28 protein-coding genes, 3 tRNA genes, 2 other RNA genes and 1 pseudogene are annotated in these 22,422 nt (G+C 36.9%); 23 read left to right on the forward strand and 11 right to left on the reverse strand.

Translation table 11 applies throughout. From position 1 onward, the window contains the following. Positions 1-19: 19 nt before the first annotated feature. Entirely contained in the window at positions 20-559 is a 540-nt protein-coding gene (locus tag ABES02_RS05800; RefSeq protein WP_430132028.1) for a CBO0543 family protein, read from the reverse strand. 195 nt (positions 560-754) lie between these two features. Here ABES02_RS05800 and ABES02_RS05805 point away from each other — a divergent pair, with 195 nt between their 5' ends. Together ABES02_RS05805 and pepF are read left to right on the forward strand one after the other, a co-directional pair. After that, positions 755-1,714 (forward strand): rhodanese-related sulfurtransferase, encoded by a 960-nt coding sequence (locus ABES02_RS05805; protein ID WP_430132030.1) that lies wholly within the window; start codon positions 755-757, stop codon positions 1,712-1,714. Positions 1,715-1,836: 122 nt separating this feature from the next. After that, a complete protein-coding gene (pepF, locus tag ABES02_RS05810; protein WP_430132033.1) occupies positions 1,837-3,627 on the forward strand; it encodes an oligoendopeptidase F in 1,791 nt (596 codons plus the stop codon). A gap of 288 nt (positions 3,628-3,915) precedes the next feature. Here the strand turns inward: pepF and ABES02_RS05815 are convergent, their stop codons facing one another. Together ABES02_RS05815 and ABES02_RS05820 are read right to left on the reverse strand one after the other, a co-directional pair. Continuing rightward, positions 3,916-5,517 carry an MDR family MFS transporter gene (locus ABES02_RS05815; protein WP_430132036.1) on the reverse strand — a complete coding sequence of 534 codons (1,602 nt, stop codon included), beginning with the start codon at positions 5,515-5,517 and terminating at the stop codon, positions 3,916-3,918. A gap of 108 nt (positions 5,518-5,625) precedes the next feature. After that, positions 5,626-6,486, reverse strand: a complete 861-nt coding sequence (locus ABES02_RS05820; RefSeq protein ID WP_430132039.1) for a TetR/AcrR family transcriptional regulator — start codon at positions 6,484-6,486, stop codon at positions 5,626-5,628. 222 nt (positions 6,487-6,708) lie between these two features. On the opposite strand from ABES02_RS05820, the gene ABES02_RS05825 reads away from it, so the two are divergent. Genes ABES02_RS05825 through ABES02_RS05845 form a run of 5 tightly spaced genes read left to right on the forward strand, consistent with a single transcriptional unit; the run spans position 6,709 to position 11,675 of the window. Next, positions 6,709-7,623, forward strand: coding sequence for a hypothetical protein (locus ABES02_RS05825; protein WP_430132042.1), 915 nt, complete (start codon positions 6,709-6,711; stop codon positions 7,621-7,623). 24 nt (positions 7,624-7,647) lie between these two features. After that, entirely contained in the window at positions 7,648-8,304 is a 657-nt protein-coding gene (locus tag ABES02_RS05830) for a DUF4129 domain-containing protein (RefSeq protein ID WP_430132044.1), read from the forward strand. Next, positions 8,301-9,437 (forward strand): DUF4350 domain-containing protein, encoded by a 1,137-nt coding sequence (locus ABES02_RS05835; protein WP_430132047.1) that lies wholly within the window; start codon positions 8,301-8,303, stop codon positions 9,435-9,437. The genes ABES02_RS05830 and ABES02_RS05835 overlap by 4 nt, the downstream gene beginning before the upstream one ends. Continuing rightward, positions 9,434-10,363, forward strand: a complete 930-nt coding sequence (locus ABES02_RS05840; RefSeq protein ID WP_430132049.1) for an AAA family ATPase — start codon at positions 9,434-9,436, stop codon at positions 10,361-10,363. Before ABES02_RS05835 ends, ABES02_RS05840 begins: the two co-directional genes overlap by 4 nt. Continuing rightward, the gene (locus ABES02_RS05845) at positions 10,314-11,675 is read left to right on the forward strand and encodes a DUF58 domain-containing protein (protein ID WP_430132052.1); all 1,362 of its coding nucleotides are present in this window, start codon (positions 10,314-10,316) and stop codon (positions 11,673-11,675) included. The genes ABES02_RS05840 and ABES02_RS05845 overlap by 50 nt, the downstream gene beginning before the upstream one ends. Here ABES02_RS05845 and ABES02_RS05850 read toward each other — a convergent pair. Beyond that, positions 11,653-12,633, reverse strand: a complete 981-nt coding sequence (locus ABES02_RS05850) for a stage II sporulation protein M (RefSeq protein WP_430132055.1) — start codon at positions 12,631-12,633, stop codon at positions 11,653-11,655. The two genes, ABES02_RS05845 and ABES02_RS05850, sit on opposite strands and share 23 nt — an antisense overlap. Positions 12,634-12,747: 114 nt before the next feature. Between ABES02_RS05850 and ABES02_RS05855 the strand changes: the two genes are divergently transcribed. Continuing rightward, positions 12,748-13,554, forward strand: coding sequence for an RDD family protein (locus ABES02_RS05855; RefSeq protein ID WP_430132058.1), 807 nt, complete (start codon positions 12,748-12,750; stop codon positions 13,552-13,554). A gap of 45 nt (positions 13,555-13,599) precedes the next feature. Here the strand turns inward: ABES02_RS05855 and ABES02_RS05860 are convergent, their stop codons facing one another. Further along, positions 13,600-13,974: a spore coat protein gene (locus ABES02_RS05860; RefSeq protein WP_430132061.1), complete on the reverse strand. Its 375-nt coding sequence runs from the start codon at positions 13,972-13,974 to the stop codon at positions 13,600-13,602. A 23-nt stretch (positions 13,975-13,997) separates the two neighbouring features. After that, the gene (locus ABES02_RS05865; protein ID WP_430132064.1) at positions 13,998-14,276 is read right to left on the reverse strand and encodes a ferritin-like domain-containing protein; all 279 of its coding nucleotides are present in this window, start codon (positions 14,274-14,276) and stop codon (positions 13,998-14,000) included. A 294-nt stretch (positions 14,277-14,570) separates the two neighbouring features. Here ABES02_RS05865 and ABES02_RS05870 point away from each other — a divergent pair, with 294 nt between their 5' ends. Both ABES02_RS05870 and ABES02_RS05875 read left to right on the forward strand, forming a co-directional pair. After that, a complete protein-coding gene (locus ABES02_RS05870) occupies positions 14,571-14,696 on the forward strand; it encodes a YjcZ family sporulation protein (RefSeq protein WP_289983342.1) in 126 nt (41 codons plus the stop codon). Between the two features lie 53 nt (positions 14,697-14,749). After that, entirely contained in the window at positions 14,750-14,839 is a 90-nt protein-coding gene (locus ABES02_RS05875) for a YjcZ family sporulation protein (RefSeq protein ID WP_289983345.1), read from the forward strand. A 710-nt stretch (positions 14,840-15,549) separates the two neighbouring features. Here ABES02_RS05875 and ABES02_RS05880 read toward each other — a convergent pair. Then, entirely contained in the window at positions 15,550-15,912 is a 363-nt protein-coding gene (locus tag ABES02_RS05880; RefSeq protein WP_430132375.1) for a VOC family protein, read from the reverse strand. Positions 15,913-16,216: 304 nt separating this feature from the next. On the opposite strand from ABES02_RS05880, the gene ABES02_RS05885 reads away from it, so the two are divergent. Beyond that, on the forward strand, positions 16,217-16,615 hold the full coding sequence (locus ABES02_RS05885) for a pyridoxamine 5'-phosphate oxidase family protein (RefSeq protein ID WP_430132068.1): 399 nt from the start codon (positions 16,217-16,219) through the stop codon (positions 16,613-16,615). Between the two features lie 182 nt (positions 16,616-16,797). On the opposite strand, the pseudogene ABES02_RS05890 reads toward ABES02_RS05885, so the two are convergent. Next, positions 16,798-16,887, reverse strand: a pseudogene (locus tag ABES02_RS05890) (tyrosine-type recombinase/integrase); the annotation flags it as partial. Here ABES02_RS05890 and ABES02_RS05895 point away from each other — a divergent pair. Then, a complete protein-coding gene (locus ABES02_RS05895) occupies positions 16,849-16,998 on the forward strand; it encodes a hypothetical protein (protein ID WP_430132071.1) in 150 nt (49 codons plus the stop codon). The pseudogene ABES02_RS05890 and the gene ABES02_RS05895 sit on opposite strands and share 39 nt — an antisense overlap. Before the next feature lie 56 nt (positions 16,999-17,054). Continuing rightward, the gene (locus tag ABES02_RS05900) at positions 17,055-17,180 is read left to right on the forward strand and encodes a hypothetical protein (RefSeq protein ID WP_430132074.1); all 126 of its coding nucleotides are present in this window, start codon (positions 17,055-17,057) and stop codon (positions 17,178-17,180) included. A 170-nt stretch (positions 17,181-17,350) separates the two neighbouring features. Here ABES02_RS05900 and ABES02_RS05905 read toward each other — a convergent pair whose 3' ends face one another. Beyond that, positions 17,351-17,635, reverse strand: coding sequence for a YkvA family protein (locus ABES02_RS05905; protein ID WP_430132077.1), 285 nt, complete (start codon positions 17,633-17,635; stop codon positions 17,351-17,353). Next, complete coding sequence (locus tag ABES02_RS05910) at positions 17,617-17,745, reverse strand: hypothetical protein (RefSeq protein ID WP_430132080.1); 129 nt, start codon at positions 17,743-17,745, stop codon at positions 17,617-17,619. Before ABES02_RS05910 ends, ABES02_RS05905 begins: the two co-directional genes overlap by 19 nt. Before the next feature lie 388 nt (positions 17,746-18,133). Here ABES02_RS05910 and ABES02_RS05915 point away from each other — a divergent pair, with 388 nt between their 5' ends. From ABES02_RS05915 to ABES02_RS05950, 8 genes are all read left to right on the forward strand, one after another. Continuing rightward, positions 18,134-18,334 (forward strand): hypothetical protein, encoded by a 201-nt coding sequence (locus tag ABES02_RS05915; RefSeq protein WP_430132083.1) that lies wholly within the window; start codon positions 18,134-18,136, stop codon positions 18,332-18,334. Positions 18,335-18,450: 116 nt separating this feature from the next. Next, positions 18,451-18,541 (forward strand) — tRNA-Ser (locus ABES02_RS05920). Between the two features lie 9 nt (positions 18,542-18,550). Continuing rightward, positions 18,551-18,913: a transfer-messenger RNA gene (gene ssrA, locus ABES02_RS05925) on the forward strand. A gap of 10 nt (positions 18,914-18,923) precedes the next feature. Next, positions 18,924-18,996, forward strand: a tRNA-Tyr gene (locus ABES02_RS05930). Then, positions 18,995-19,080: signal recognition particle sRNA small type (gene ffs / locus ABES02_RS05935), an RNA gene on the forward strand. The genes ABES02_RS05930 and ffs overlap by 2 nt, the downstream gene beginning before the upstream one ends. A 183-nt stretch (positions 19,081-19,263) precedes the next feature. Then, a complete protein-coding gene (locus ABES02_RS05940) occupies positions 19,264-19,740 on the forward strand; it encodes a CarD family transcriptional regulator (protein ID WP_430132085.1) in 477 nt (158 codons plus the stop codon). A 193-nt stretch (positions 19,741-19,933) separates the two neighbouring features. Next, positions 19,934-20,131, forward strand: coding sequence for a sporulation protein Cse60 (locus tag ABES02_RS05945; RefSeq protein WP_430132088.1), 198 nt, complete (start codon positions 19,934-19,936; stop codon positions 20,129-20,131). Between the two features lie 185 nt (positions 20,132-20,316). Further along, entirely contained in the window at positions 20,317-20,517 is a 201-nt protein-coding gene (locus ABES02_RS05950; protein WP_223593777.1) for a cold-shock protein, read from the forward strand. Between the two features lie 206 nt (positions 20,518-20,723). Here the strand turns inward: ABES02_RS05950 and ABES02_RS05955 are convergent, their stop codons facing one another. After that, a complete protein-coding gene (locus ABES02_RS05955; RefSeq protein ID WP_430132091.1) occupies positions 20,724-20,990 on the reverse strand; it encodes a hypothetical protein in 267 nt (88 codons plus the stop codon). 179 nt (positions 20,991-21,169) lie between these two features. Between ABES02_RS05955 and ABES02_RS05960 the strand changes: the two genes are divergently transcribed. Next, on the forward strand, positions 21,170-22,048 hold the full coding sequence (locus ABES02_RS05960; RefSeq protein ID WP_430132094.1) for an aldose 1-epimerase family protein: 879 nt from the start codon (positions 21,170-21,172) through the stop codon (positions 22,046-22,048). Between the two features lie 97 nt (positions 22,049-22,145). Beyond that, a tRNA-Asn gene (locus tag ABES02_RS05965) sits at positions 22,146-22,217 on the forward strand. Positions 22,218-22,422: the final 205 nt, after the last annotated feature.

Consider the following 22,422-nt stretch of genomic DNA (forward strand, 5'->3'; position numbering starts at 1 on the left):
GAGTTGGTAAATTTTAATATTACCTCAAGCTTTTAATTGGAATATGGAAGTATATTTTAATAAAAATCACACAGGCAAAGCAAAGCAACCAGGCCCAAAAAGGTTTACTGTAATGAACTCGCAAGCAAAAAAACATGAATATCCAAACCATTACTGACCACCCAAGGTTCCATCCATTATGGTATGTAATCAGGTCAGCGGCCTTAAAAAAACTTTCAATCGCTATTGAATATAGGACCCAGCATGCACCATATACGATTTGCAAAATTAATCGGGCTTTTAACGGGAATTTCGAGAGGTATATGAATACTATGGGGGATAATCCAAAAAAAGTAAGTAAATAGTCCGTAATGGTATGGTTTGGTACAAGCATTGATTCTTGAAACGTCCATAATGGGTGTTTATAGGTGAAAGTTGAAATCCCAAAATCCACACTTATTAAAAAAAGGATCGTTGGATAATATTTTTTCCAATTTCGCCAATCACCAAATTGCCATGCGGCAAGGAAATTTAACAAGGGAAATCCCAGCCTCAAATATGATGCCAATGTGTGTAACATAACATCCCCCAATTATTTTAAGGCATAATCATTTTATACTATATAGAATTTACATTTTCTAAGAAAATATGACCGATTCATTTTACAATAATTGCATTGCAAGCTCTTTGTTTGAAAATGAATTCTAATCTTGATAATATAGATAAGTTAGATTATAAAAATACGATTGTTTTTATTAAATGTAAGGTGGTAAACATGAATCAAGAATATAGAGTGTTATTGTATTATAAATATGTTCAAATTGAGAACCCTGAGGAAACGGCCAATGAGCACCGTCAATTGTGTATGGATTTAAGTTTAAAAGGGCGTATCATTATTGCATCGGAAGGGATTAATGGTACGGTGTCAGGCACCATTGAACAGACTGATGCCTATATAAAATACATGAATAAGCATCCACTTTTTTCAGGTACTGTTTTTAAAATAGATGAAGCAAGTGAACATGCATTCAAAAAACTGCGCGTCCGTCATCGGCCTGAACTTGTTACACTGCGGCTTGAGGATGATGTTGATCCGAATGTTGTAACCGGTAAGCATTTAAAACCGAAGGAATTTTTTGAAGCGTTGCAACAGGAAGATACAATAGTAATCGATGCTCGAAATGATTACGAATTTGATCTCGGTCATTTTAGAGGTGCAGTACGGCCAGATATTTTAAATTTCCGTGATTTACCACAATGGATTAGAGAAAATAAACAGGAATTTGAAGGAAAAAAGATTCTTACTTATTGTACAGGTGGTATACGTTGTGAAAAATTCTCAGGCTGGCTTCGTCAAGAAGGCTTTGAAGATGTATCACAATTAGAAGGTGGAATTGTTACTTACGGAAAAGATCCCGAAGTACAGGGCGAATTATGGGATGGACAGCTTTATGTTTTTGATGAGCGCATTAGTGTTCCTGTCAATCGTAAAGAACACGTCATTGTTGGAAAAGATTTCTATTCTGGCGAACCATGCGAACGATATGTGAATTGCGCTAATCCAGAGTGTAATCGCAAGATTCTCTGCTCCGAGGAAAATGAACATAAACATTTACGCAGCTGTTCACATGAGTGCAGGATTCACCCACGGAACCGCTATGTTGCTCAACATGGCCTAAGTGAAGAAGAAGTAAAAGAAAGACTTAGCGCGATTGGTGAAGAGGTCAAAATTTAATGATATTGAAAGGCAGGTCAATTTTGACCTGCTTTTCTTATTTATTAGATAAATTTAAAGGATTTTGCCAAATCCATTCGAATATATTTAACTAATGCTGCAATATTGAAAGGAGTTTTGAAATGACCACTACATATACGTCAAGAAGTGATGTCCCCCTACATGAGAAATGGAATTTATCAGATATATATGAACACCAAAACAAGTGGGAAGAAGACCTTCGTTTGATAGAAAGAATGGCGAACGATCTTAAAGGCTTTGATGGTCAAATAAAAGATGGGGAAACCTTATATAAGTATTTAAAGCAAAGGGAAGAATTATCGTTTGTTTTTAATAAGGTTTATGCTTATGCGATGTTAAATGTGGATGAAGATACAAGGGTAACAAAATCACAGGCCTTAATAGATCAAGCTAAACAACTAAGTGTGAAGGTAAGTGCATCCACCTCCTTTTTCATGCCTTTTTTATTAGGCTTAAACGAGGATATGTTAAGAACCTATATTAAGGAGGAAGAGGGTCTAAAATACTTTGAAGAGGATTTATTAGAATCGTTCCGCTATAAAGCACATGTGTTAAGTAAGGAGCAGGAGGAAGTCTTATCCCAATTAGGGGAGGCGCTATCAGTTCCAAGCCATACCTTTGGTATGCTGAATAATGCGGATATTAAATTTGGCGACGTGACAGTAGAAAATGGTGAAAAAGTTGAATTAACAAGGGGCATGTATTCAAAATTAATTGAGGATGAGGACCGTGAAAAAAGGCGGGAAGCCTATAAGGCATATTACCAACCATATGTACAATTAAAGAATTCCATCTCTTCAACTCTTTCTGGAGCGATTAAAAATAATGTGACCATGTCGAAAATTCGCCAATATCCTTCCGCATTGGAAAAAGGTTTATTTGGTGATAAAGTACCGAAAGAGGTCTACGAAAATCTAATCCAGACAACCAAAAACAATATCGAACCACTTCATCGATATAATCGAATCCGCAAGGAAAAGTTAGGATTAGAGGATCTTCGACAATATGATATGAGTGTCCCACTTGTTAGTGGGGTAAAACAGGTTATACCATATGATGAAGCTTACGAAACAATGTGTAGGGCTTTATCACCACTTGGAGAAGATTATATAAGTATTTTAAAAGAGTTTAGAACTTCTAGATATATAGATGTTCGTGAAACACCTGGTAAGCGCTCAGGTGCCTATAATCTTGGTGTATATGGCGTTCATCCGTATATCCTCCTTAACCATCAGGATGATTTGGACAGTTTATTTACCCTTGTTCATGAATGCGGTCATGGCGTTCACAGTAAGCTAAGCTCCCAGCATCAACCGCAAATTACAGCAGGTTATAGTATTTTTGTGGCAGAAGTGGCTTCAACCGTTAATGAAGTTTTATTAATAAACTATCTTCTTAACAATGAGAAGGATGCTAACATTCGAAAACATTTGGTTAACCATTTTATTGATCAATTTAAAGGGACATTTTTTACTCAAGTCATGTTTGCCGAGTTTGAGAAAAAGACGCATGAAATAGCTGAAAATGGCCGACCTTTAAATGTGGAAGTATTCAGTCAGACCTATGAGGCGTTGTTCCGGGAATATAATGGAGAAGAGATTGTTTTCGATGAGGAAGTCAAATATGGCTGGTCGAGAATCCCTCATTTTTATCGACCATTTTATGTATACAAGTATGCGACAGGATTTGCTTCAGCCATCCATTTGGCAACAAAGATTATCGAAGGTGACCAGAAAACGTTGCATTCTTACTTAGAGTTTTTAAAGAGCGGCAGCTCCGATTATCCGCTTGATTTGTTGAAAAAGACGGGAGTAGACTTAACAACCCCAGTTCCCATCGAAAATTCTCTGCGTAAGTTTAGTGAGCTTGTTGAGGAGTTTTCTAAATTATAAAACTAAATGTGTGTTATTGCGCAGATGAAGGACAAAACACGCCAAGATTGTTAACGAAATGTCCTTCATAAGGCCTATGAAAGACAAAACGCACCAAGATTGTTAACGAAATGTCCTTCATAAAGCTAATCTATCAACCGCCATGTCATTAAGAGATTGGAAACATGCATTAGGTCTGGGAAGCGATCCATCTTGTAAGGAGTCACGTATGGGTCTGGATGTAATTGCAGGAGAATAAGCAAAAACTCGGCATTTTTTAAATTAAATGCCGAGTTTTTCTTTTATCATTTATTCAGTTGCTTCACGACCAAATGCCTTTTCTTGTTTGTTCTTTTCTTCTTCAAGCTCTTTGTCTTTTTTAATACGGCCTTTTCCAACCGATAGGGCAACTAAAACTCCTACTGCAATAAAGATCAGACCAGTTAAAAAGACAGTCGCAAACGATTCAGACCAAGCTGTTTCAATACCGTGAATGACGATTTTTTGAATTTCACCAGGCAATTTTAATAAACCTGGATTAAGTAAAAGGCCAAATAAGGCATCCGTTTTTTCTGAAAGAGTCGTTAAAGCTCCATGAGCGACTGGGTTATCCGTGTTTTTAGCAACATCGACCATTTTGGTTTCAAGCGAATGGTTCATGACCGAATTTAAGATGGTAATCCCAATTGTACCACCAATTGAACGGAAGAAAGTGGACGCTGACGTAACAGTCCCTAACTGCGATTTTGGGAATACATTTTGAATCGCAATCATCAAAGTAGGCATCACTAATCCCATTCCAAGTCCAAGGACTACCATATAGGAATATGCCATAAACTCACTGGAATCTAATCCCATGGTGCTCATTAAATAAAACCCAAGACCTGCAAGCAGCATGCCAGCTGTCAGCACTGTACGGAAGGTGAGTTTAAGTAATAATCGCCCGCCAATGATACTTGCTAAAATCAGCGCTATCATCATTGGAGTCATAGTTGAACCTGCTTTGGTAGGTGAAACACCCAGAATTCCCTGCATATACATCGGTACAAACATAATCGCACCAAACATCCCAAGACCAAGCAAAAATCCTAGAGCATTCATCGTTGCAAAGATACGATTTTTGAAAAACGATAAATCTAATATTGGTTCAGCAGCTTTATTCTCAATAAATCCAAAAATAATAAATAGGACGATCGATCCTCCAAAAATGAAGAAGGATGTTGTGGATGACCAGTCAAATTTATCGCCGCCAAAGGTTAAGCCGAGCAATAATAAGACGATTGCAGGAATCAAGGTTAATATACCTAAATAATCGATATTAACCTTTTCTTTCTTGGCAACATTTTCATGCTTTAAGCCAGCAAAAATAAATAAGGCGGATAGTAAGCCAAAAGGTACATTAATAAGGAAGATCCAATGCCAGCTAATATGATCGACAATGATACCGCCTAGGAAAGGACCAATAACAGAACTTAATCCAAAGAGACCACCAAAGATCCCTTGCCATTTTGCTCGTTGCTCAGCGGTAAAGATATCACCGATAATCGTTTGTGAAAGCGGCATAATCATACCACCGCCTATCCCTTGAAGACCACGGTAAAGCACTAATTGTTCCATATTGGTCGCAGTCGCACAAAGGCCAGAACCAATGATAAAGATGATGGTACCCAGTAAATATAAGGAGCGTCTGCCATATAGGTCAGATAATTTACCGACAATCGGTACAATGGTCGTAGAGGTAATCATATAAGCTGTGGTTACCCACGCGAAAATTTTAAAGCCATTTAACTCAGCGATTATGGTTGGCATCGCGGTGCCAACAATGGTCTGCTCAAGTGCACTAAAGAACATACCAATGATTAAGCCGGTTATTACTAACCTGGTATTAATTCCTTTTTCTTGTATTCCCATATTTATTTCCCCCATTTTTTGATGTTTTTCATTTTATCATTTTTGACCGCTGAGTCATTATACAATCGAATGTCTGGTCAGTCAATGAAAAACAAAAAAAGGATTAACTTAATCCTCAAAACCGTAAAAAGAAGCAATTGCTTCTCTGTATATATCAAATTCTTTTTTTTCCTTAAAGTTAGATAGCATTCCTTTAATGACTGGGATTCTTGGGTTCTCCTTTTTGATTTCATCCTCAAGAACTTCTAGGGATATTTCCAATGATTCCTTATTTTTAACTTGACCAAGGACTTCCCTCATTTTTTGAACAACATTTTCGATTGAATTATTTTCAAATAAATCCTTTGATTTTTTAAGGACCCTTTTTAATTCATCTTCAGAAAAGAAAGGTTTTTCAGCTGTAATATCTTTCACTATGCTATCTAATCGTCTCATTAGATATTGTGTCAAAGCTTCAAAATCAAATTCATCAGGTTCGAAAAAAATGATTTTGATATAGGATTGGAACAATCCTTCGAGAATTAGCGCCAAATCAACCGCATAGGGCTCCATGTCTTTTCCGTATATCGAGATAAGTCCCTTTCGATAGAGGAGATGGATTTCATGGTGTTTACTAAATAAGAGATTTTTAATTTCCTCATTTCTTGGAATTGCTTGTTCTTTTGACAGCATAATTAAAAACTCTTTATGTTTTAAAAATGTTCCAAAAAGAGCTGAAATTTGTTTAATAAACTTTTCTCGTGGTGGTAAATCTTGTTGTTCAAACATGGTGATATTAGTAAAGACTGTTTCAAAGATATATTCTAAAATGGCCAGTAAAAGCTCATCTTTTGACTTAAAATGTAAATAAAATGCCCCCTTTGAGATGCCGCTTTCGGATGCAATTTCTTGAATAGAAGTGGATGAAAAGCCTTTACTAGCAAATAGCTTCATACCTGATTCGACAATGATTTTTTCCTTTTCCCGCAAAATAAACCCTCCAAAAGTTATGACTGTCCGGTCAGAATTAATTCTCTATAGTCAAAATGCTATTCTAAGTGATGTCATTTGTCAATAAGCATAGGAAAAGGAGGGATTATGTGCAAAAAACATCCATATTTTACATTTTTTAATAACTTTTTACACTGAATTTGGTAGAATACTGATAAAATGAATCTTAAATAAAATTCATTTAATAAGGAGGAAGATTGCTTGGATTCAAAATTTACAAAACCAAAAGGCTTTGGTGAAATACTTGATTTTACGTTTACCATAAGTAAGAAGCATTTTAAGGACTTTTTCCTCATTTTACTGATCTTAATGGGCCCGGTATATTTGCTTGAAGCGGTAATCCAGCTTTTTTCTGGGGTTCATTTTTTTAGAGGGGTTGGAACAGGGAACGGATGGTTTGAAAAAGGGCTTTCTAGTTTTGCGGAGTCGGGAACGTTTGAGGCAAGTAGTATTAGTGCAGATATTGGACTAATTATTACAGCTATCGTCGGATTTCTTTTGTTTCCGGTCGCGGAGGCAGCTGTGCTTTTTGGAGTTAACCATATTCGAAAAGATGAAGAATTTTCGGTTGCTATGGTCATGAAAGAGGCGTTTTCAAGATTTTGGCCGATGCTGGGAAGTTCGATTTTATTTGGTCTCATTACAATGGGTCTTATCCTTGTCCCTGTCGGAATCATTGCTGCTGCAGGTTTTGGCCTCGCAGCAATCAAGCATCCATTATTAGGAATACTTTCAGGGTTGGTGCTGTTTTTGGCTTTTGCCTTGGTAATTGGATTACTTTTAACCCGTTGGAGCTTTTACTTTGCTTCAGTCGTTTTAGACCGGCAATCACCAGGTTTTTCAAGAAGTTGGCGGCTTACAAAGAAACGTACTTGGCCATTACTTGGACTTTATATTGTCTTTTATTTAATTATTTCTAGTATTAGTTTTGCAGTACAAGTGACACTAGGAGTTTCCTTAGGAAACAGTGTGATGTTGTCGATAATTAGTAACCTTGTTACCATCTTGACAACGATGTTTTTCTCGGTTGGCTACGCCGTAATGTATCTTGATTTAAAAACTAGACATGATGCTGATGATATAAAAGAAATGATCGAAGACTATCACATAAATTAACCGATCAAAGTTAGGTGATTGAAAATGCTTGATGCAAATAAGGCACGTGATAAATTGGAAGGTATATTAAATAAGAAGGAATACCAGGTATACAACAATCATTCGAAAGGCTTTCTCGAAATATTATGGGAAAAGGCAAAGGCATGGTTAACCGAACAGCTAGAAAAATTGATTCCTTCCATCGACTCTGCCAGCCAATTATCAGGGCCCATATTAGTTGCCATTATTGTCGTCGTAATAATATGTTTATCGTTTGTTGCTTTTATCCTTATTCGTAATAGTAAGCGTAATCGAATGCTGCGGGATCAAAAACCATTGAAATCAATGCAGGAAATGAATTGGTCGTTTCAAAATCATCTTCAAGAAGGAATCCGACAGGAAGAGTTAGAAAATTACACGTCAGCCACCCGCCATCTGTTTTTAGCCTTACTCCTTTACTTTCATGATAAAAGATGGCTAGAGGCTAGAATGTGGAAAACAAATTGGGACTACTATGAAGAACTTCTGAAAGTGAACAAGCAGAACGCCGATCGTTTTTATAAGCTAGCTTCTTTTTTTGATGAAGTGACCTATGGGGAACAAATAGTTCAAAAAGACGCTTTTCTTTCGTTTAAAAGTAACGTCATGAGTTGGTTTAATGAAGATGAGCAGCCGGGAGAGAGGAGTTTGAAGACGCTTTGAAAAAATCCCAATTCAGCAGGCAAACTTGGCTTTGGCTTTCGGTTATCCTCTTACTTTTCATTCTCATTAGTTACATCACTTTTACACCAAAGCCTCAGGTTTATCCGAATTATGTTGCTAATTCACCTTCTCCAACCGGTATAAAGGCAATTAATACATATTTAAAGAATGAAAAAGACGCAATAAATTGGGTAAAGCCGCCTGGTTTTCTGCCAAAAATTGCAGGTAATAAACTTCTCATTATCGTCGAGCCTGATTATATTCCTGAAAAAGAAGAAATGAAAGAGTATAGCGATTTCATGAAAGCCGGCAATACGGTTTTGCTTTTTATGAAAAATCCTAAAGGAATGTTTGATATCAGCATTGGACCTAAGGAAAATGCTCCTTCCAATCGAGAGATGAAAGTATTTAATCAAAATAATAAAGCTTTTAATGCTGCAATTAGTTCTGACGTCCGTTTGAACCCGAAGAATGGAAATGAAGTTCTACTGCATGATGATGCCGGAGCAGTTGCTCTAAAACAAACATATGGGAAAGGGCATTTAATTGTGGCTCTTGCTCCTGAATGGCTGACAAATGGGAAACTATTAAAAAATGATCATTTACCGCTTATTGTTAATCTTATTAATATTGAAAATCCGCGTACTATTTTGTTTAATGAATATGTTCACGGCGAACAAACCGACATTGGGTTTTTGACTGCTTTTCCTAAATGGTTTTTACTTCTTTTGCTCCAAGGGCTATTATTGACCATTCTCTGGCTATGGTTCAAGGGTAAAAGGTTTGGCCCTATTTTTCTCCCGAGGGAAGAAACAGTCCGTTTTAGTGATGAAGGCATTCGAGCCTTAACGGCCTGGTATCTAAAGGGCAGACGTTATCATGATTCATTACTTATCCAAGCAGATTATGTAAAACTCCTCCTGCAGGAACGTTGGGGAATACCATACAATCGGCAATGGTTAGATCTCCCAAATTATCTGGAACGAAAGTGGCAGCAAATTCCGAACAGTGAGATTCGCCCATTTATTCATGGTTTGACAAATGTTTTAGAAAAAGGAAAACTAAACAAGCAGGAATACTTGCTTTGGTCAAAAAAGCTTGATCAATTGAGGAAAGAGGTAGAGACTGGATGAAATCAACTTTGACATCCTTTTTAGAAAAATACGAGGAGCGCATTTTAGGACAAAGCCTAAATCTAAAACTCCTGCTATCAGCGATATTAGCAGGCGGACATGTCCTTCTTGAAGGGGTTCCGGGTACAGGCAAAACTCAAATGGTCCGAACGCTTGCAGGTCTCTTGGGCGGAAGCTTTAACCGCATTCAGTTTACCCCTGATTTACTGCCAAGTGATATCACGGGAAGCACCATTTACAATATGAAGGAAAGCAGCTTTCAAACGATTAGGGGTCCCATTTTTACAAATATTCTTTTAGCGGATGAAATAAACCGGACACCCGCCAAAACGCAAGCGGCACTTTTAGAGGCGATGGAGGAAAAGCAGGTAACCATTCAAGGTGAAACCTATCATCTGCCAGAAGTATTTTTTGTTGTGGCAACCCAAAATCCGATTGAATTCGAGGGAACCTATCCACTCCCTGAAGCACAGCAGGATCGCTTTTTGTTTAAGCTTTATATCGATTTCCCTTCATTTGCAGAAGAGAAGGAAGTCTTAAAACAAGTGATTGAAAGAAGCTTCGATCAGACCTTGATTTCCGCCATCCTAGATATGGATACTTTTATAGCGATTAGAAGAGAGATTGAGAAAGTTACCGTAGGAGAAAGTGTACTAGATTATATCATGCAAATTGTCAGACGAACCCGTGATTCAGAATCCATCCGCTTCGGGGCAAGTACGAGAGCAGGTATTTCCATAGGAAAAGCGGCTCAAGCATGGGCCTATCTCAATGGTCGAAATTACGTAACCCCGGATGATGTGAAAATGACGGCCAAGCCTGCCTTAAGACACCGCATCCAATTATCTCCTCATGTGGAATTGGAGGGATCAACCGTTGACCAAATCATTGAAGAACTTGTGGGCTCGGTTCCTGTTCCAAGATAGGGGTATTTTGCCAACAAAACGGTTGTTGCTCCTATTTCTAATCCTTTCCTTTGTGTTAATCGGTGTTTCAAGCTGGACCAGTATGACATGGACATATGTCATTATCGTCAATATTTTCTTATTTATAGTAAGTTTATTAGATCTTTTATCTTCACCAAAGAAAAATCAGCTTTACTTTAAGCGAATCCTTTCATCAGAAATGGAAAGGGGCATTCCCTATTCTTTTAAGGTCGAAGTGAGGAACGACTCAGAGTATCCCTTGTCATATCGGTTGATCGATGGGATTCCCCAGTCTTTTGAACAGTGTTTTCCACTAGTAGGTTCTGTTCCTAAAGAGTCAACAATCACCATTTCATATGAAACAATTGCTCGTGAAAGAGGTCTATATGAGATTCAAAAGCTGTATTTTCGCTATCAAGGCATGTTCGGATTATGGGAAAAACAAGTGACTGTGGAATTAGCAGATTCCGTTAAGGTCATTCCTGATTTAACAGAGACAAAGCAATATTTAGAAAATGCCCAGCAATTTTTATTACATGAGGGGTTAAAGATTCGCAAGTTTCGAAGTGGTGCAGGTGATTTTTCAAAAATAAGGAGCTATGTAGTCGGCGATGATCCGCGAAAAATTAACTGGCGACAAACAGCGAAGCTACAAGAAGTGATGACAAATGAATATGAACCAGAGCATGGAAAATACATAACCATTTTGATTGATTGTGGAAGAATGATGGGGGCAGAATTACAGAAGGGAAATCGCTTAGAAAGGACACTTGAAGCAGCACTGACCGTAACCGCTGCGGCTCTTAAAAAAGGGGATTATGTTTCTGTGCTAGCCTTTTCAAAGGGAATAAAAACGTTTGTTCCCCCCGCGAAAGGAATGACGCACCTTCAAACCATCCTTCAAGCTATCTATAATGTAAAAGTGGATGCATCAGAATCTAATTATGCGGCCGTGCTGCAATATTTAGAAATGGTCCAAAAGAAACGCAGCCTGCTGTTATTATTTAGTGATGTTCGCACCTTTCTTTATGAAGAAAGTGCACTTAGTTATTTGAAGAAACTCAGACAACGTCATCTGTTTTTAATGATTGGAATGGAAGATCGGTCATTACAAAAGAGAATAAATGAGGAGCCAGTTGATGTTCAGTCATCGATGGTAAAAAGTATGGCCCAGCAACAGCTGCTGATTAAAAAAAGGGAGAAAATAAAATGGGAAAAACAAGGCCTCCAAATGATCGAGGCCCATGAAGAAAAATTGGCGATTTCCGCCGTTTCCCATTATATAGATATTATGAATCAAAACCTTTTATAGCCTGGGATTTAGTTAATCTTAATTTTCCAATTACCACATAAAGGATTAATCCAATGACTGTTAAGAAAGCAACTATATATTTTGCTTCTAATGAAATCGCAGCAGGTGTGATGAAGCCTTCAATCACTCCTGCAATGACAAATAACGGAATCGTTCCTAGCAATAACTGAACAGATCGTTTAGCTTGAAATTTTAATTGGTAACCTCTTGAAAGCTGGCCCGGGACAAAGAGCTTATAGCCCATTAATAAGCCTGCACCACCGGCAATAAAAATGGCGGTAAGCTCGATGACTCCATGGGGAACAATAAAAGCCCAGAAATCATAGGATTTGCCATGATGGCAGAAAAGGGCAGCAAGGGCGCCAATTAGGATGCCATTATATACGAGCAAATAAACCGTTAGTAGTCCAAAGGTAATCCCACCCGCGAAAGCTAAAATAGCTACTTTAATATTATTTGTCATGATACTAGCAGACATTAGAGAGGAATCGACTGCTCCATGACTCTTCCCCAGGTGTTCAGGGTCAACGCCCTGTGCGATATTGGCTGGGAGAAGGGAATAAATATGCAGAGGATCATTGAAGACTGCAATAAAACTTCCTAATGCGCCAATGGTAAATAAAATCATTGCGACTACCACGAACTTCCATTGCTCTAAAAATAATCCGACAAATTTAGTTCCGAAAAAATAACGGATTTGTTTAAAGCTTGAAACTTGATCTTTATATAAAAGATTATGGGATTTGGAAACTAGTCCGTTTAAATATTGGGTTACTTCATCCGTTGGGAAGTAGGTTTGGCTGTACGATAGATTCTGGGCAGCTTTTTGGTAAAGTCGATTAAATTGGCTAAGATTTTCTCCAGTAATGGCTTTTCTGCTTTTACTTAATGCTGTGACGAGTTGTTCTAGCTGTTTCCATTCTTCCCGATGCATTTTAACAAATTGTTTCAGGTTCATGTTTACACCTTCTTGTTTAGATAGGCTGCGATTACTATTCCTTATTATAGTAATTTTGTAGAAAAATAGGAACAAAAATAGAAAAAAACATCTATGTTTTAGGGGGGACACCTAATGAATCAGGAGCAAATGGATATAAAAACACCTGAATATGTATCGCTTCAGTTCAAACTAGCGGGGTTAGGAAGCAGGGCTGCAGCCTTTTTAATTGATCAATTGTTATTATGGGCCGTTAATGTCATTTTAGTTATTGTTTTAATTATCATTTTGAACAATGAAACTTTTTTCCCCATTTTTTTCGCAGAGAATACTATTCCAATTGCTATTACCATCATCGCTATATTTATCCTTAATTGGGGGTATTTCTTCGCCTTTGAATTCTTTTCGGGCGGAAAAACCATTGGAAAAAAACTATTAGGGATCCGAGTCATCCAGGAGAATGGCCACAGCATTACCTTGCTCTCTAGTTTTATCCGAAATTTGATGCGCATCATTGATTCGTTGCCAACAGCCTATTTACTTGGAATCATCATGGTATTTTTTCATCCTAAGCATAAAAGACTTGGCGATCTTGTTGCGGGAACAATTGTTGTCCACGAGCGCAAAGCCAAACGGAAAAAGAAAAAGCTTTCACCTGTCGAAAAAGAAATTGAAAACAGAGGCCTATCAAAAGATGTTCTTCCAATTGATGATTGGGCTTTAAAATCATTTGCGTTGAAGGATTGGAAGCTTCTCAGTACATACGTGAACCGCTTTACCCAATTACCTCTTGTAGAGAAAAATCTATTAACGAAACAAATTGCCGAGATTTTGTTACCGAAAACGGGTTTGGAAGCAGAGGGGAAGAATGAAAGTGATTTAGAAAACATTCTGCTTGTCCTTTACTTAAATCTGAAGGATGAATGGGAGTTTGAAATTTAATAATAAGTAATAGAACAAAGCCTGGCTGATACCAGGCTTTGTTTTTTAATATGGGAATTGAGTAGAGTAATTGCTAAATTGCTGGTAGCCTTGATCAACCTTTTGCTGTTCCGCTGCTTCGAGTTTATACCAGCCATTTTGGAACATTAACAAATAGAGCTCGCGGCAACTCTGGTGGGTTTCGTTAAGAATTTGAAGCAGATCAGTATGTAGTTGATCGTGACTTGCTTCACGTACTGCGATGTTTAAACTATCCGTTATATATTTACAGGTACTAAGTCCATCATTAAGAAAATCACGGTCGTTCATCTCCGGACCTTTTACTTGAGGCAATTGTCCGTTTTGTGGGTTGGCAATTTGATTTGGGTTTTGCGATTGCTGAGTTTGACCTTGTTGGTTTTGCATTTGTTGATTTTGCATTCACTAAACCTCCATAGTTATGATTAGGATTGCTGTGCTTGCTGCTGCGTGTTGGGAAGGCTCGCTAAAGCAGCATTGTTATTAACCTGAAGATGGGTAAGCAATCGTTGATAATGATTCTGATGCATTTGTCCCGCTTTATCGAGAGCTTGCTTAAATTGCGGATTGGTCGCATGCTGCGCTAAAAAGTGAAATTTTTTAAAAGCCAAAAGCTCCCATGATAATGCATCTTTTAAATAGGATAAATCTTTTGTGGTGATCGCTCGTGGTGGAGATGGAATGGGTACTTGATTATTCTGCATGAAAATTCTCCTTTCAGATTGTTTTGCATCATGTTGACTAAAGACATAAATCTCCCTACTAAAGGGAGAGAAGCACTTATCAATTATTAATATGCTCTTACCGCCGATTGATTATTTCTACAACATGTCATTTCGTTGTAACATCCTAAAGAGCTTATGCGTATAATGCTGACGTGTCTTTATTTTTATAGGCAAATTGCTTATTTTTTCTTATTAAGTGACACCTTATCCAAGCTAACCTTATCTTAACTAAAATAATACACATTTGATTTGATCCAAAAGGTGGTGAGTAATATGTTCTATGGTTACGGCTGGGGCGGTAATTGCTACGGGGGAGGCCTTTACGGAGGCAGTTCTTTTGTTTTAATCGTAGTATTGTTCATCCTGTTAATTATTGTCGGAGCATCTATGACTTATTAAGATACCAATTCACGTTCTAGCGGAAAAAGTTCTTATGGTGGAGGTGTTATAAAATGAGCGTTGGACATGGGAGTGGTTTCGCGTTAATCGTTGTATTGTTCATTCTTCTTATCATTATCGGTGCATCATTTATGTGCTATTAATTTGGAATAAGAGAAATCAACCAAGAAAAAGGCCCACTTTTGGGGCTGTAAACAAACTAATAAAAATTGACAAGTTCTTTCCTTTTTTAACTTTTAGCCATTTCTTCCTTTCCTAAAACCCAAGTAAAAAATACCCAAACTATATGAAACAAACCCGAAAATAATCATGATAACCTTCTTATGCAATGTCCACAGTAGGGCTAAAGTGGAAATGAAATTTCCTTTAGTATGCAAATAATAGCTATAGACAATTAGCAGAGATAGGGAAATAAGAAAGAGTACCTTAAGTAAACGAAAGAAATTTAAATTGTCGAGAAAAATTGTTATCTTTCTCTTTTTTTTAGAGGAAGATTTTTTTGTTCTTTTTTCTGTCATAGAATTCTCCTCTCAATTTTTTGTTAGAAAATAAAAACTTATAATTCATAATAAATGATGAATCAAAAGTTATAAACCTATTAAACTCGGAAGCGTTAGTATTGATTATATTGATTATAGAAATTTCCTATACTTTCATCAAGTTCAACTCTCAGAAAGAATCTTGTTAAGGCACAATGATACCAACCTAACCACAGATAGAACAGTTTTGAGAGTAAATCTCTTATTAGGTGAATTAACGATTTTTCCAATAAAAAAGAGAGCGGCGAGTCACTCTTTTAATCATTTTGGCGATTAAAAATATCCCCCTTTTTCGCTCCCTATTACTATTTACATTATCTTTCTACCAGTTCTAGCTTCTCACCATTCGGTCCTTGGAAAAAGGCGATTTTGACTGTATTATTTAAGATGCTTCGAGGTTGTTCATCTACTAATTTGATTCCTGCTTTTTTAAAACGTACGAGTTCAGCCTCAATGTTCTCAACAGTAAAGGCCAAATGGTTAACGATTCCTTCGTTTTCAACCGGGCCGCCGTAGACAAGTTCAACCTCTACACTCGGCTGCTCTGGAAAAAATAAAAATGCCAGCTCAATAGTGTCATTTAACCACACTCTATTTCTTAATTCTAAACCGAGGATCTTTTGATAGAACTCTAAAGACTCGTCCATGTCATTGACCATAATCCCCACATGTTCCATTTTCACAATGCATTCCTCCAAACTGTAGATAGTATGTATCGTACTTTTATATATTAGTCTATTTTTGACTGTTCTAATAGCGAAAAATACAATTTATATATCCCTGATAAAAAGGTCGTTTCTGGAATATCGGCGGTAATAAAGGCACTCATAAGTACAGTCACCTTCCGAATATAGATACTTAAAATGTGTTTAAAGACCAAAAGGCGGTGGAGGATATGAGTTTCGCTTCATGGTTTGCTATAGGCATTGGGGTAGCATTCGCGATAGGTCTATTCGGTGGTAAATCAAAACAGAAAAATGAGTGCTATTTACATTAAAAGATCCTGAATATAAAGGGAATGGTGTTATGGCAAGTTTAGGTAACATCATAGAAAATCCCCATATAGGACTAATGTTTATCGACTTTTTTGAGAATAACATAGGGTTACATGTTAATGGTAAGGCAGCTATTATAGAAAATAACCAATTAAGATCATTCAAAATTCCTGAAGAGATTATACATGATATTGAAGAAAAAGAAGGAAACAAACCTGAACGTTGGATTATGGTAGAAGTTGATGAAGCGTATATTCACTGTTCAAAACATATCCCAAGACTACAACAAATGAACAAAAAAATAAATTGGGGAACTGATGATGAAAAACAAAAGGATGGGGATTTCTTCAGGACAAAACAAAGTATGAAACAGTTAAACTTGTGAAAAACAGGAATACCATTTGAACAGCTTCATCGTTTAGTTGAAGGTGCACTTCGGTCAGCTGAACAGGCAGTTTTTAAAGTCATAAATTTAATTAACAAGCCTTTATGACACGATTAATGTGGGGCAATAGTTGAATGAAAGCGGCCATGCTGCTTTTTTTTTGGACTAGCGGGGCAGGATAGTCGAATAACATCCAGAGGAGCTCCATTATTCAATAGGTGGGTGGCATAGCTGTGCCTAAGTTGGTGTGGACCATAAATTATCTTTTTTACAGAATTATTGAGCAGATTGACGAAATTGAACAGGCAGTTCTTATTAAGCTAAAGAAGCAGTTTCCCAAAAGAATGACAGCCAATAAGGCAGACATTTTCTTCCTTGTCTGAGGACGGCGGCTAATAGCATACTAATGAATATCTTAATTATCAGCAGGAGGGAAATCATGAGTAAAACAGAGGAATTAAAAAAGGAATTGCAGGTCTTGACCAGTCGGCGTGATCGGATGCAAGAGAACCTTTATGAAGTAGAAAAACGCATTAACGAAATTGTTAATGAATTGAAAAAGTAATAAAAGAATGGGAGCGCTCCCGCTCGTGTTTTTGACTTATTTATTTGTAAAAGGTAAATTTTTTAACTGGGTTGCTACGGCAGCCTTTTTTTCTTTAACTAAAGGAGTAGGTTAGCTGAAGAAGAGATATGTATTGAATCATATCCCTAAATGATTTTTAAAAACTATTTTCAATCAAATATTCCGAATAATAATTTACCAACCCATATTGCAAGTAAAATCCAAATCAGAATGAATAGTACGGCAACAAACCAGTTTTTTGGTTTACCATTTTTCCTAATATCTTCAGCCTTTTCTCTGTTTTCATCAATAATGTAAGAAGGTATTAATTTTAGTGCTAGTGAAATGCCGAGCGGAACAATTATTAGGTCATCTAGATAACCCAATACAGGAATGAAGTCAGGGATTAAATCGATAGGACTAAAAGCATAAGCAACTACACAAATAGCAACCAATTTTGCGTACCAAGGTACTCTATTATCCCTGTATGATAAAGTACGAATAAATTTTGTTTTAGTTTTCTAGCGTAGTTTTTTAATTTTGTAAAAGTATTTTCTTGTTCCATCTTACTCCCCCTGTTAGTAATGATTATAAAGTAAAATAGGAGAGAGTTGAATCAATTTTAGGTAAAAAGCAGGTTACTTATTTAGTTAAAAGACTTCATCATCTTCCTTCCATTTGGTTCTGTCTTGTCATCCCCAGCCTCTGCTCATACCAATAACAGTGAAGGTTTTTCTAACATTAAAGTCAATGAAAAAACATTAGATTATGAATTAAATCTAGATTTAGAGGAGCTGGGCCATGCACTTAATAAGGAAACAGATCAAAATCAGTTGATTTGAGGAAATGATTCAAATAATTACCGCCTAAATGTAAAACAGTTAGGCTTTCATCCAGTCCTATTTAGGTGAAAGTTCATAGACTACGGTACTATAAATGAAAGGAGGATATAAATGTATTACTACATATTATTGCATCACTACAATCCTTGGTATCGACCAATAGTAGTTCCCTTTATTCCTCCACCACCGGTCCCACCTGCTGCTGTTACCTACCGGAATTTGTTGGATAACCACGGGGACGGTTCTCTTGGCTCAAAAGGCGTTAATTGCTACCAAAAGAACCGTCCCTATGGCATTCAAATATTTAAGTAAAGAATTATAAGCAGGACTTTTTTACTACCAAAATTTACAGTTGCCTTCCAATTGAGCTTGATGTTATATTTCTTGTGTAAGTTCTTAACGGAACTTAGCGATAAGATTTTTATTACAGAGAAGTACTCAAGAGGCTGAAGAGGCGCCCCTGCTAAGGGTGTAGGTCGGGTAACCGGCGCGAGGGTTCAAATCCCTTCTTCTCTGCCATTATAATATGGGAATGTATTGGTATCGACAGGGATAGTTTGAGCTTATATTGCGAGTCGAGGGATTCGGCCTCGTTAAAACGATAAAGCCTATAACTGGCAAACAAGAAAACAACTTCGCTTTCGCTGCTTAATACCGGCTGTTAGCGGTTCCTCCCTCCATCGTCCATGTGGTAGGGTATGGGACTCATTCTAAGTGGACTACGCCGAATTCCACCGTCTGAGGATGAAGGAAGAGAATAATCAGACTAGCCGTTTCAATGCCTGTCAGTAAGCTAAAGAAATGGGCGAAAACTAATTCTACTGACTACACTCGTAGCGGTATAAGTGACAATATCTTTGCACATGGGTTCAACTCCCATCATTTCCACTAAAACAATTGTTCCGCAGTAGTTCAGGTGGTAGTCCAATTAGGTGTAAACCGATTGGTCGTAGGTTCGAGTCCTACCTGCGGAGTATAGTCCAACAAGGCAACTGGGAACTTGGTCAGGGCGGGAACGCAGCAGCCATAACTAGTGAAATTGTGTGGGCTATTACATAACGTCACCACTGGGACGGTTCTTGTGTGGCAGAATTTCACTTCTGCCACACAAGAACCGTCCCTTTTGCACTTTTTAACACTTAACTATTGACAACGTATATATGATGGTGTTAAAATTAAAAATTTGATTAAATTTAACTTGTGTGGTATCCTTAATTAGATTTCAAATTGGAGGCGATTCAGTGTTTCAAGTTGGTGATTACATTGTTTATCCGATGCAAGGTGCCGGAGTTATTGAAGCTATAGAAGAAAAGGAAATCTTAGGTGAGAAACAACAGTATTATGTAATAAAAATGCCAATCAGTAAAATGCAAGTATTGATTCCAATTGGGAAAGAAAAAAAATCACGAATTCGCTTAGTTTCAGATATACCTACACTTGAAAACGTATTGCACATTTTTCAGTATGGAGAAACCGATACAAATCTTTCAATGAAAGAACGGTTCAAAATTAATACCGAAAAATTGAGAACGGGTAATATTCAAGAGGGAGCTGAAGTTGTACGTGATTTAATGCATATAAACAAAAATAAAGCACTTAATTCTAGCGAAAAGCAAATGCTGGATAGCGCAAGAAAGATTTTCATCAGTGAACTTGGTTTAATAAAAGGGATCACTGAAAAACAGGCAACTGAGTTGTTAAACAACAAGGTCGGCTAAGTACTTTACATCCTTTTCAAACTCTTTCATGATTAACTTCATTTTTCCTCACTCAATTTTAACGACTCTACTTTCTTTTGAACAATTCTATTTTTCTCCAGATGTTAAATATAACATGAGCTAAAATGCTACATGAAGAGATAACGGTACTTTTAATTATTTCTGTATTACCAGATGAAGGGAAGGGAAAAAAATGTACGAGACAAAAGGTTTTCAAAGTATAGACTTCGCTGAATTCATTCGGGAAGTTAATGATTTTCTGGGTTCATTAGAGGAAGGGACGCTTATCGATGTAAAATACAATACTGTTCCTCTTGATATAAGCACTCATGCTGAATATGGTGTTTATCCAGATTCAAAATATACTGCGCTGATAATCGTAAAGAAATAAATAGTTGGGAAAAACTTGTGAATTTTTTGTGTCCTTGTAATTTTTTTCAAATAGTGTTATTCTGAATAAGAATTATTTTTGTTCGGTGTAGAGGATAGTGTAAGAATTACCTTTTCGTCTTGATGAACACTGAGAGCAAGGATAGTAATACATTGTGTGTCATTACACACTAGGAGGCAACAAAAATGGAAAACGGTAAAGTAAAATGGTTTAATGCAGAAAAAGGTTTCGGATTCATCGAACGTGAAGGTGGAGACGATGTATTCGTTCATTTCTCAGCGATCCAAGGCGAAGGATTCAAATCTCTTGAAGAAGGTCAATCAGTAACTTTTGACGTTGAGCAAGGCCAACGTGGAGCGCAAGCTGCAAACGTACGTAAAGCCTAATTGCTAAAAATATAGACAGACTTTAATTTAAAGTCTGTCTTTTTTTATGCAAGCCAATAATTATAAATAAAAAAACCCCGCTCACGAATGAGCAGGGAAGATAAAACGGCAAATCAAATGGTAAATAAAGTATAGCACACATAATTGGAATTGCCTAACATTTACTAGAATTTAACAAATTTAAAATTTAAGTTGGATACTAATGATTATCCGATTATTAGATTTTCTATTTGTTCTTGTGATAGTTCCTCACGTTTAATCTCAATATCCTTTCCGCTACCAATCAAAACTATATCATCATTTTTCGATAATGGTTTTCTTCCTCGTGGTACAGATTCTGTATATTTTTTCCACATTCCATCAATCTTTGCAAATGATACATCACCTCTTTTCATACTCAAACCGCTAATATTTTTTGGCAGCATTAAACCACTTATAAATTGTTTTTTTGAGAAATAAAAATCTTCTATCATTTATTCCACCCCTTAATGGTTAGTAGTGTATGCCAAATATAAATGAACCATTAATGAATTATTAATAAGCATTTCACTAAATACATAATTGTTTAATTTTACAAAAGGGCTTTGTTATAGGGGAGTTTGGGTAAATTATGAATATGAATTCCTAGAACAGTGAGAAAGCAGGGAAATAGATGATTGTCATTGAAAATGATTGGTTGAATGTTGGTATAGCAAGGGATGGAGCAGAAGTCCGGAAAGTGAAGCATAAGAAAAATGGGCTGGACTACATGTGGACAGGGGATAACGCTTACTGGGGACGCATCTCTCCAGTCTTATTTCCCGTTGTTGGAAAGTTAAAGGATGATCATTATCAACTGGATGGTGAGACCTACAAAATGTCACAACATGGCTTTTTGCGAGATGTTGTATTCGATGTGGATCAGCAGACTGCATCAGACGTTGCTCTTGTGTTTGAGTCTGCGGGACAATTCATTCATATTTTTCCTTACGAATTTAAAGCTATTATTCGTTATAAACTCAAAGAGGACACACTCATTGTTCAGTGGAAAATAGTGAATGAAAACAAGGAAGAAATGTATTTTTCCATTGGTGCACATCCTGCTTTTAGGATTCCACTTGTAGAAAATGAAACCATTGAGGACTACAGTCTAAATTTTTTCCCTTCAGCAAATAAGACTGTGATGGAATATGAGCTTAAGAATTCTCTTATTCATGAGAAAAGAACTGCTAATGATATTTCTACGATTCAACTCACCAACTCTCTATTTGCACATGATGCTCTTGTTTACAGCAATATTGATCAAATTACGCTGGTATCGAATCAATCGAGTCATGGAGTAGAAGTAATGTTCGAAAATTTTCCTTTTGTAGGCATTTGGTCTAAATATATGGATAAAGATGGTATGATGGCGCCGTTCGTTTGCATTGAGCCTTGGTACGGCCTTGCTGATACCTATAATACAACTGGAAACTTGAAGGAGAAGTTTGGAGTGAATAAGCTTGAAGCAGGAGAAACATTCCAAGTTGAGTATAAAATGAAGTTTAACTAAACAGTATTAACAAGATAAATCTTTAGTAGGTTAATTCCAATGTTTCCAATTATATTAGCTAATATCAGGTTTTTTTTACTAACCGATATAAGTTCATTCCGCAGTAGCTCAGTGGTAGAGTTATCGGCTGTTAACCGATCGGTCGTAGGTTCGAGTTCTACCTGCGGAGTCATAGTCCAACAAGGAAACTAGGAAATTGAACAGGGCGCGAACGCAGCAGCCATACTAGTGAAATTGTGTGGGGCTATTACATAAAAGCAGTAAACAAAAATGCTAAACTCTAATTCATTTGAGTTTAGCGTTTTTGTACTTACAAATTATGATGTGGAGAAGTTTTCTAATATTTCCATAGGAAAAATATGGTATAATAAATA

This window comes from Neobacillus pocheonensis, from assembly GCF_050477905.1.
In the GTDB taxonomy this organism is placed as follows: Bacteria; Bacillota; Bacilli; order Bacillales; family Cytobacillaceae; genus Neobacillus; species Neobacillus pocheonensis_A.

Bases quoted from the DNA above. Each gene is read 5' to 3' on its own strand.
- ABES02_RS05900 (WP_430132074.1), top strand. From the start codon at position 17,055: ATGAGTAAAACAGAGGAATTAAAAAAGGAATTGCAGGTCTTGACCAGT.
- ABES02_RS05805 (WP_430132030.1), top strand. From the start codon at position 755: ATGAATCAAGAATATAGAGTGTTATTGTATTATAAATATGTTCAAATT.
- ABES02_RS05860 (WP_430132061.1), bottom strand. From the start codon at position 13,974: ATGCAAAATCAACAAATGCAAAACCAACAAGGTCAAACTCAGCAATCG.
- ABES02_RS05875 (WP_289983345.1), top strand. From the start codon at position 14,750: ATGAGCGTTGGACATGGGAGTGGTTTCGCGTTAATCGTTGTATTGTTC.
- ABES02_RS05955 (WP_430132091.1), bottom strand. From the start codon at position 20,990: ATGATAGAAGATTTTTATTTCTCAAAAAAACAATTTATAAGTGGTTTA.
- ABES02_RS05910 (WP_430132080.1), bottom strand. From the start codon at position 17,745: ATGGAACAAGAAAATACTTTTACAAAATTAAAAAACTACGCTAGAAAA.
- ABES02_RS05855 (WP_430132058.1), top strand. From the start codon at position 12,748: ATGAATCAGGAGCAAATGGATATAAAAACACCTGAATATGTATCGCTT.
- ABES02_RS05800 (WP_430132028.1), bottom strand. From the start codon at position 559: ATGTTACACACATTGGCATCATATTTGAGGCTGGGATTTCCCTTGTTA.
- pepF (WP_430132033.1), top strand. From the start codon at position 1,837: ATGACCACTACATATACGTCAAGAAGTGATGTCCCCCTACATGAGAAA.
- ABES02_RS05870 (WP_289983342.1), top strand. From the start codon at position 14,571: ATGTTCTATGGTTACGGCTGGGGCGGTAATTGCTACGGGGGAGGCCTT.
- ABES02_RS05830 (WP_430132044.1), top strand. From the start codon at position 7,648: ATGCTTGATGCAAATAAGGCACGTGATAAATTGGAAGGTATATTAAAT.
- ABES02_RS05945 (WP_430132088.1), top strand. From the start codon at position 19,934: ATGTACGAGACAAAAGGTTTTCAAAGTATAGACTTCGCTGAATTCATT.
- ABES02_RS05915 (WP_430132083.1), top strand. From the start codon at position 18,134: ATGTATTACTACATATTATTGCATCACTACAATCCTTGGTATCGACCA.
- ABES02_RS05815 (WP_430132036.1), bottom strand. From the start codon at position 5,517: ATGGGAATACAAGAAAAAGGAATTAATACCAGGTTAGTAATAACCGGC.
- ABES02_RS05840 (WP_430132049.1), top strand. From the start codon at position 9,434: ATGAAATCAACTTTGACATCCTTTTTAGAAAAATACGAGGAGCGCATT.
- ABES02_RS05960 (WP_430132094.1), top strand. From the start codon at position 21,170: ATGATTGTCATTGAAAATGATTGGTTGAATGTTGGTATAGCAAGGGAT.
- ABES02_RS05850 (WP_430132055.1), bottom strand. From the start codon at position 12,633: ATGAACCTGAAACAATTTGTTAAAATGCATCGGGAAGAATGGAAACAG.
- ABES02_RS05865 (WP_430132064.1), bottom strand. From the start codon at position 14,276: ATGCAGAATAATCAAGTACCCATTCCATCTCCACCACGAGCGATCACC.
- ABES02_RS05880 (WP_430132375.1), bottom strand. From the start codon at position 15,912: ATGGAACATGTGGGGATTATGGTCAATGACATGGACGAGTCTTTAGAG.
- ABES02_RS05950 (WP_223593777.1), top strand. From the start codon at position 20,317: ATGGAAAACGGTAAAGTAAAATGGTTTAATGCAGAAAAAGGTTTCGGA.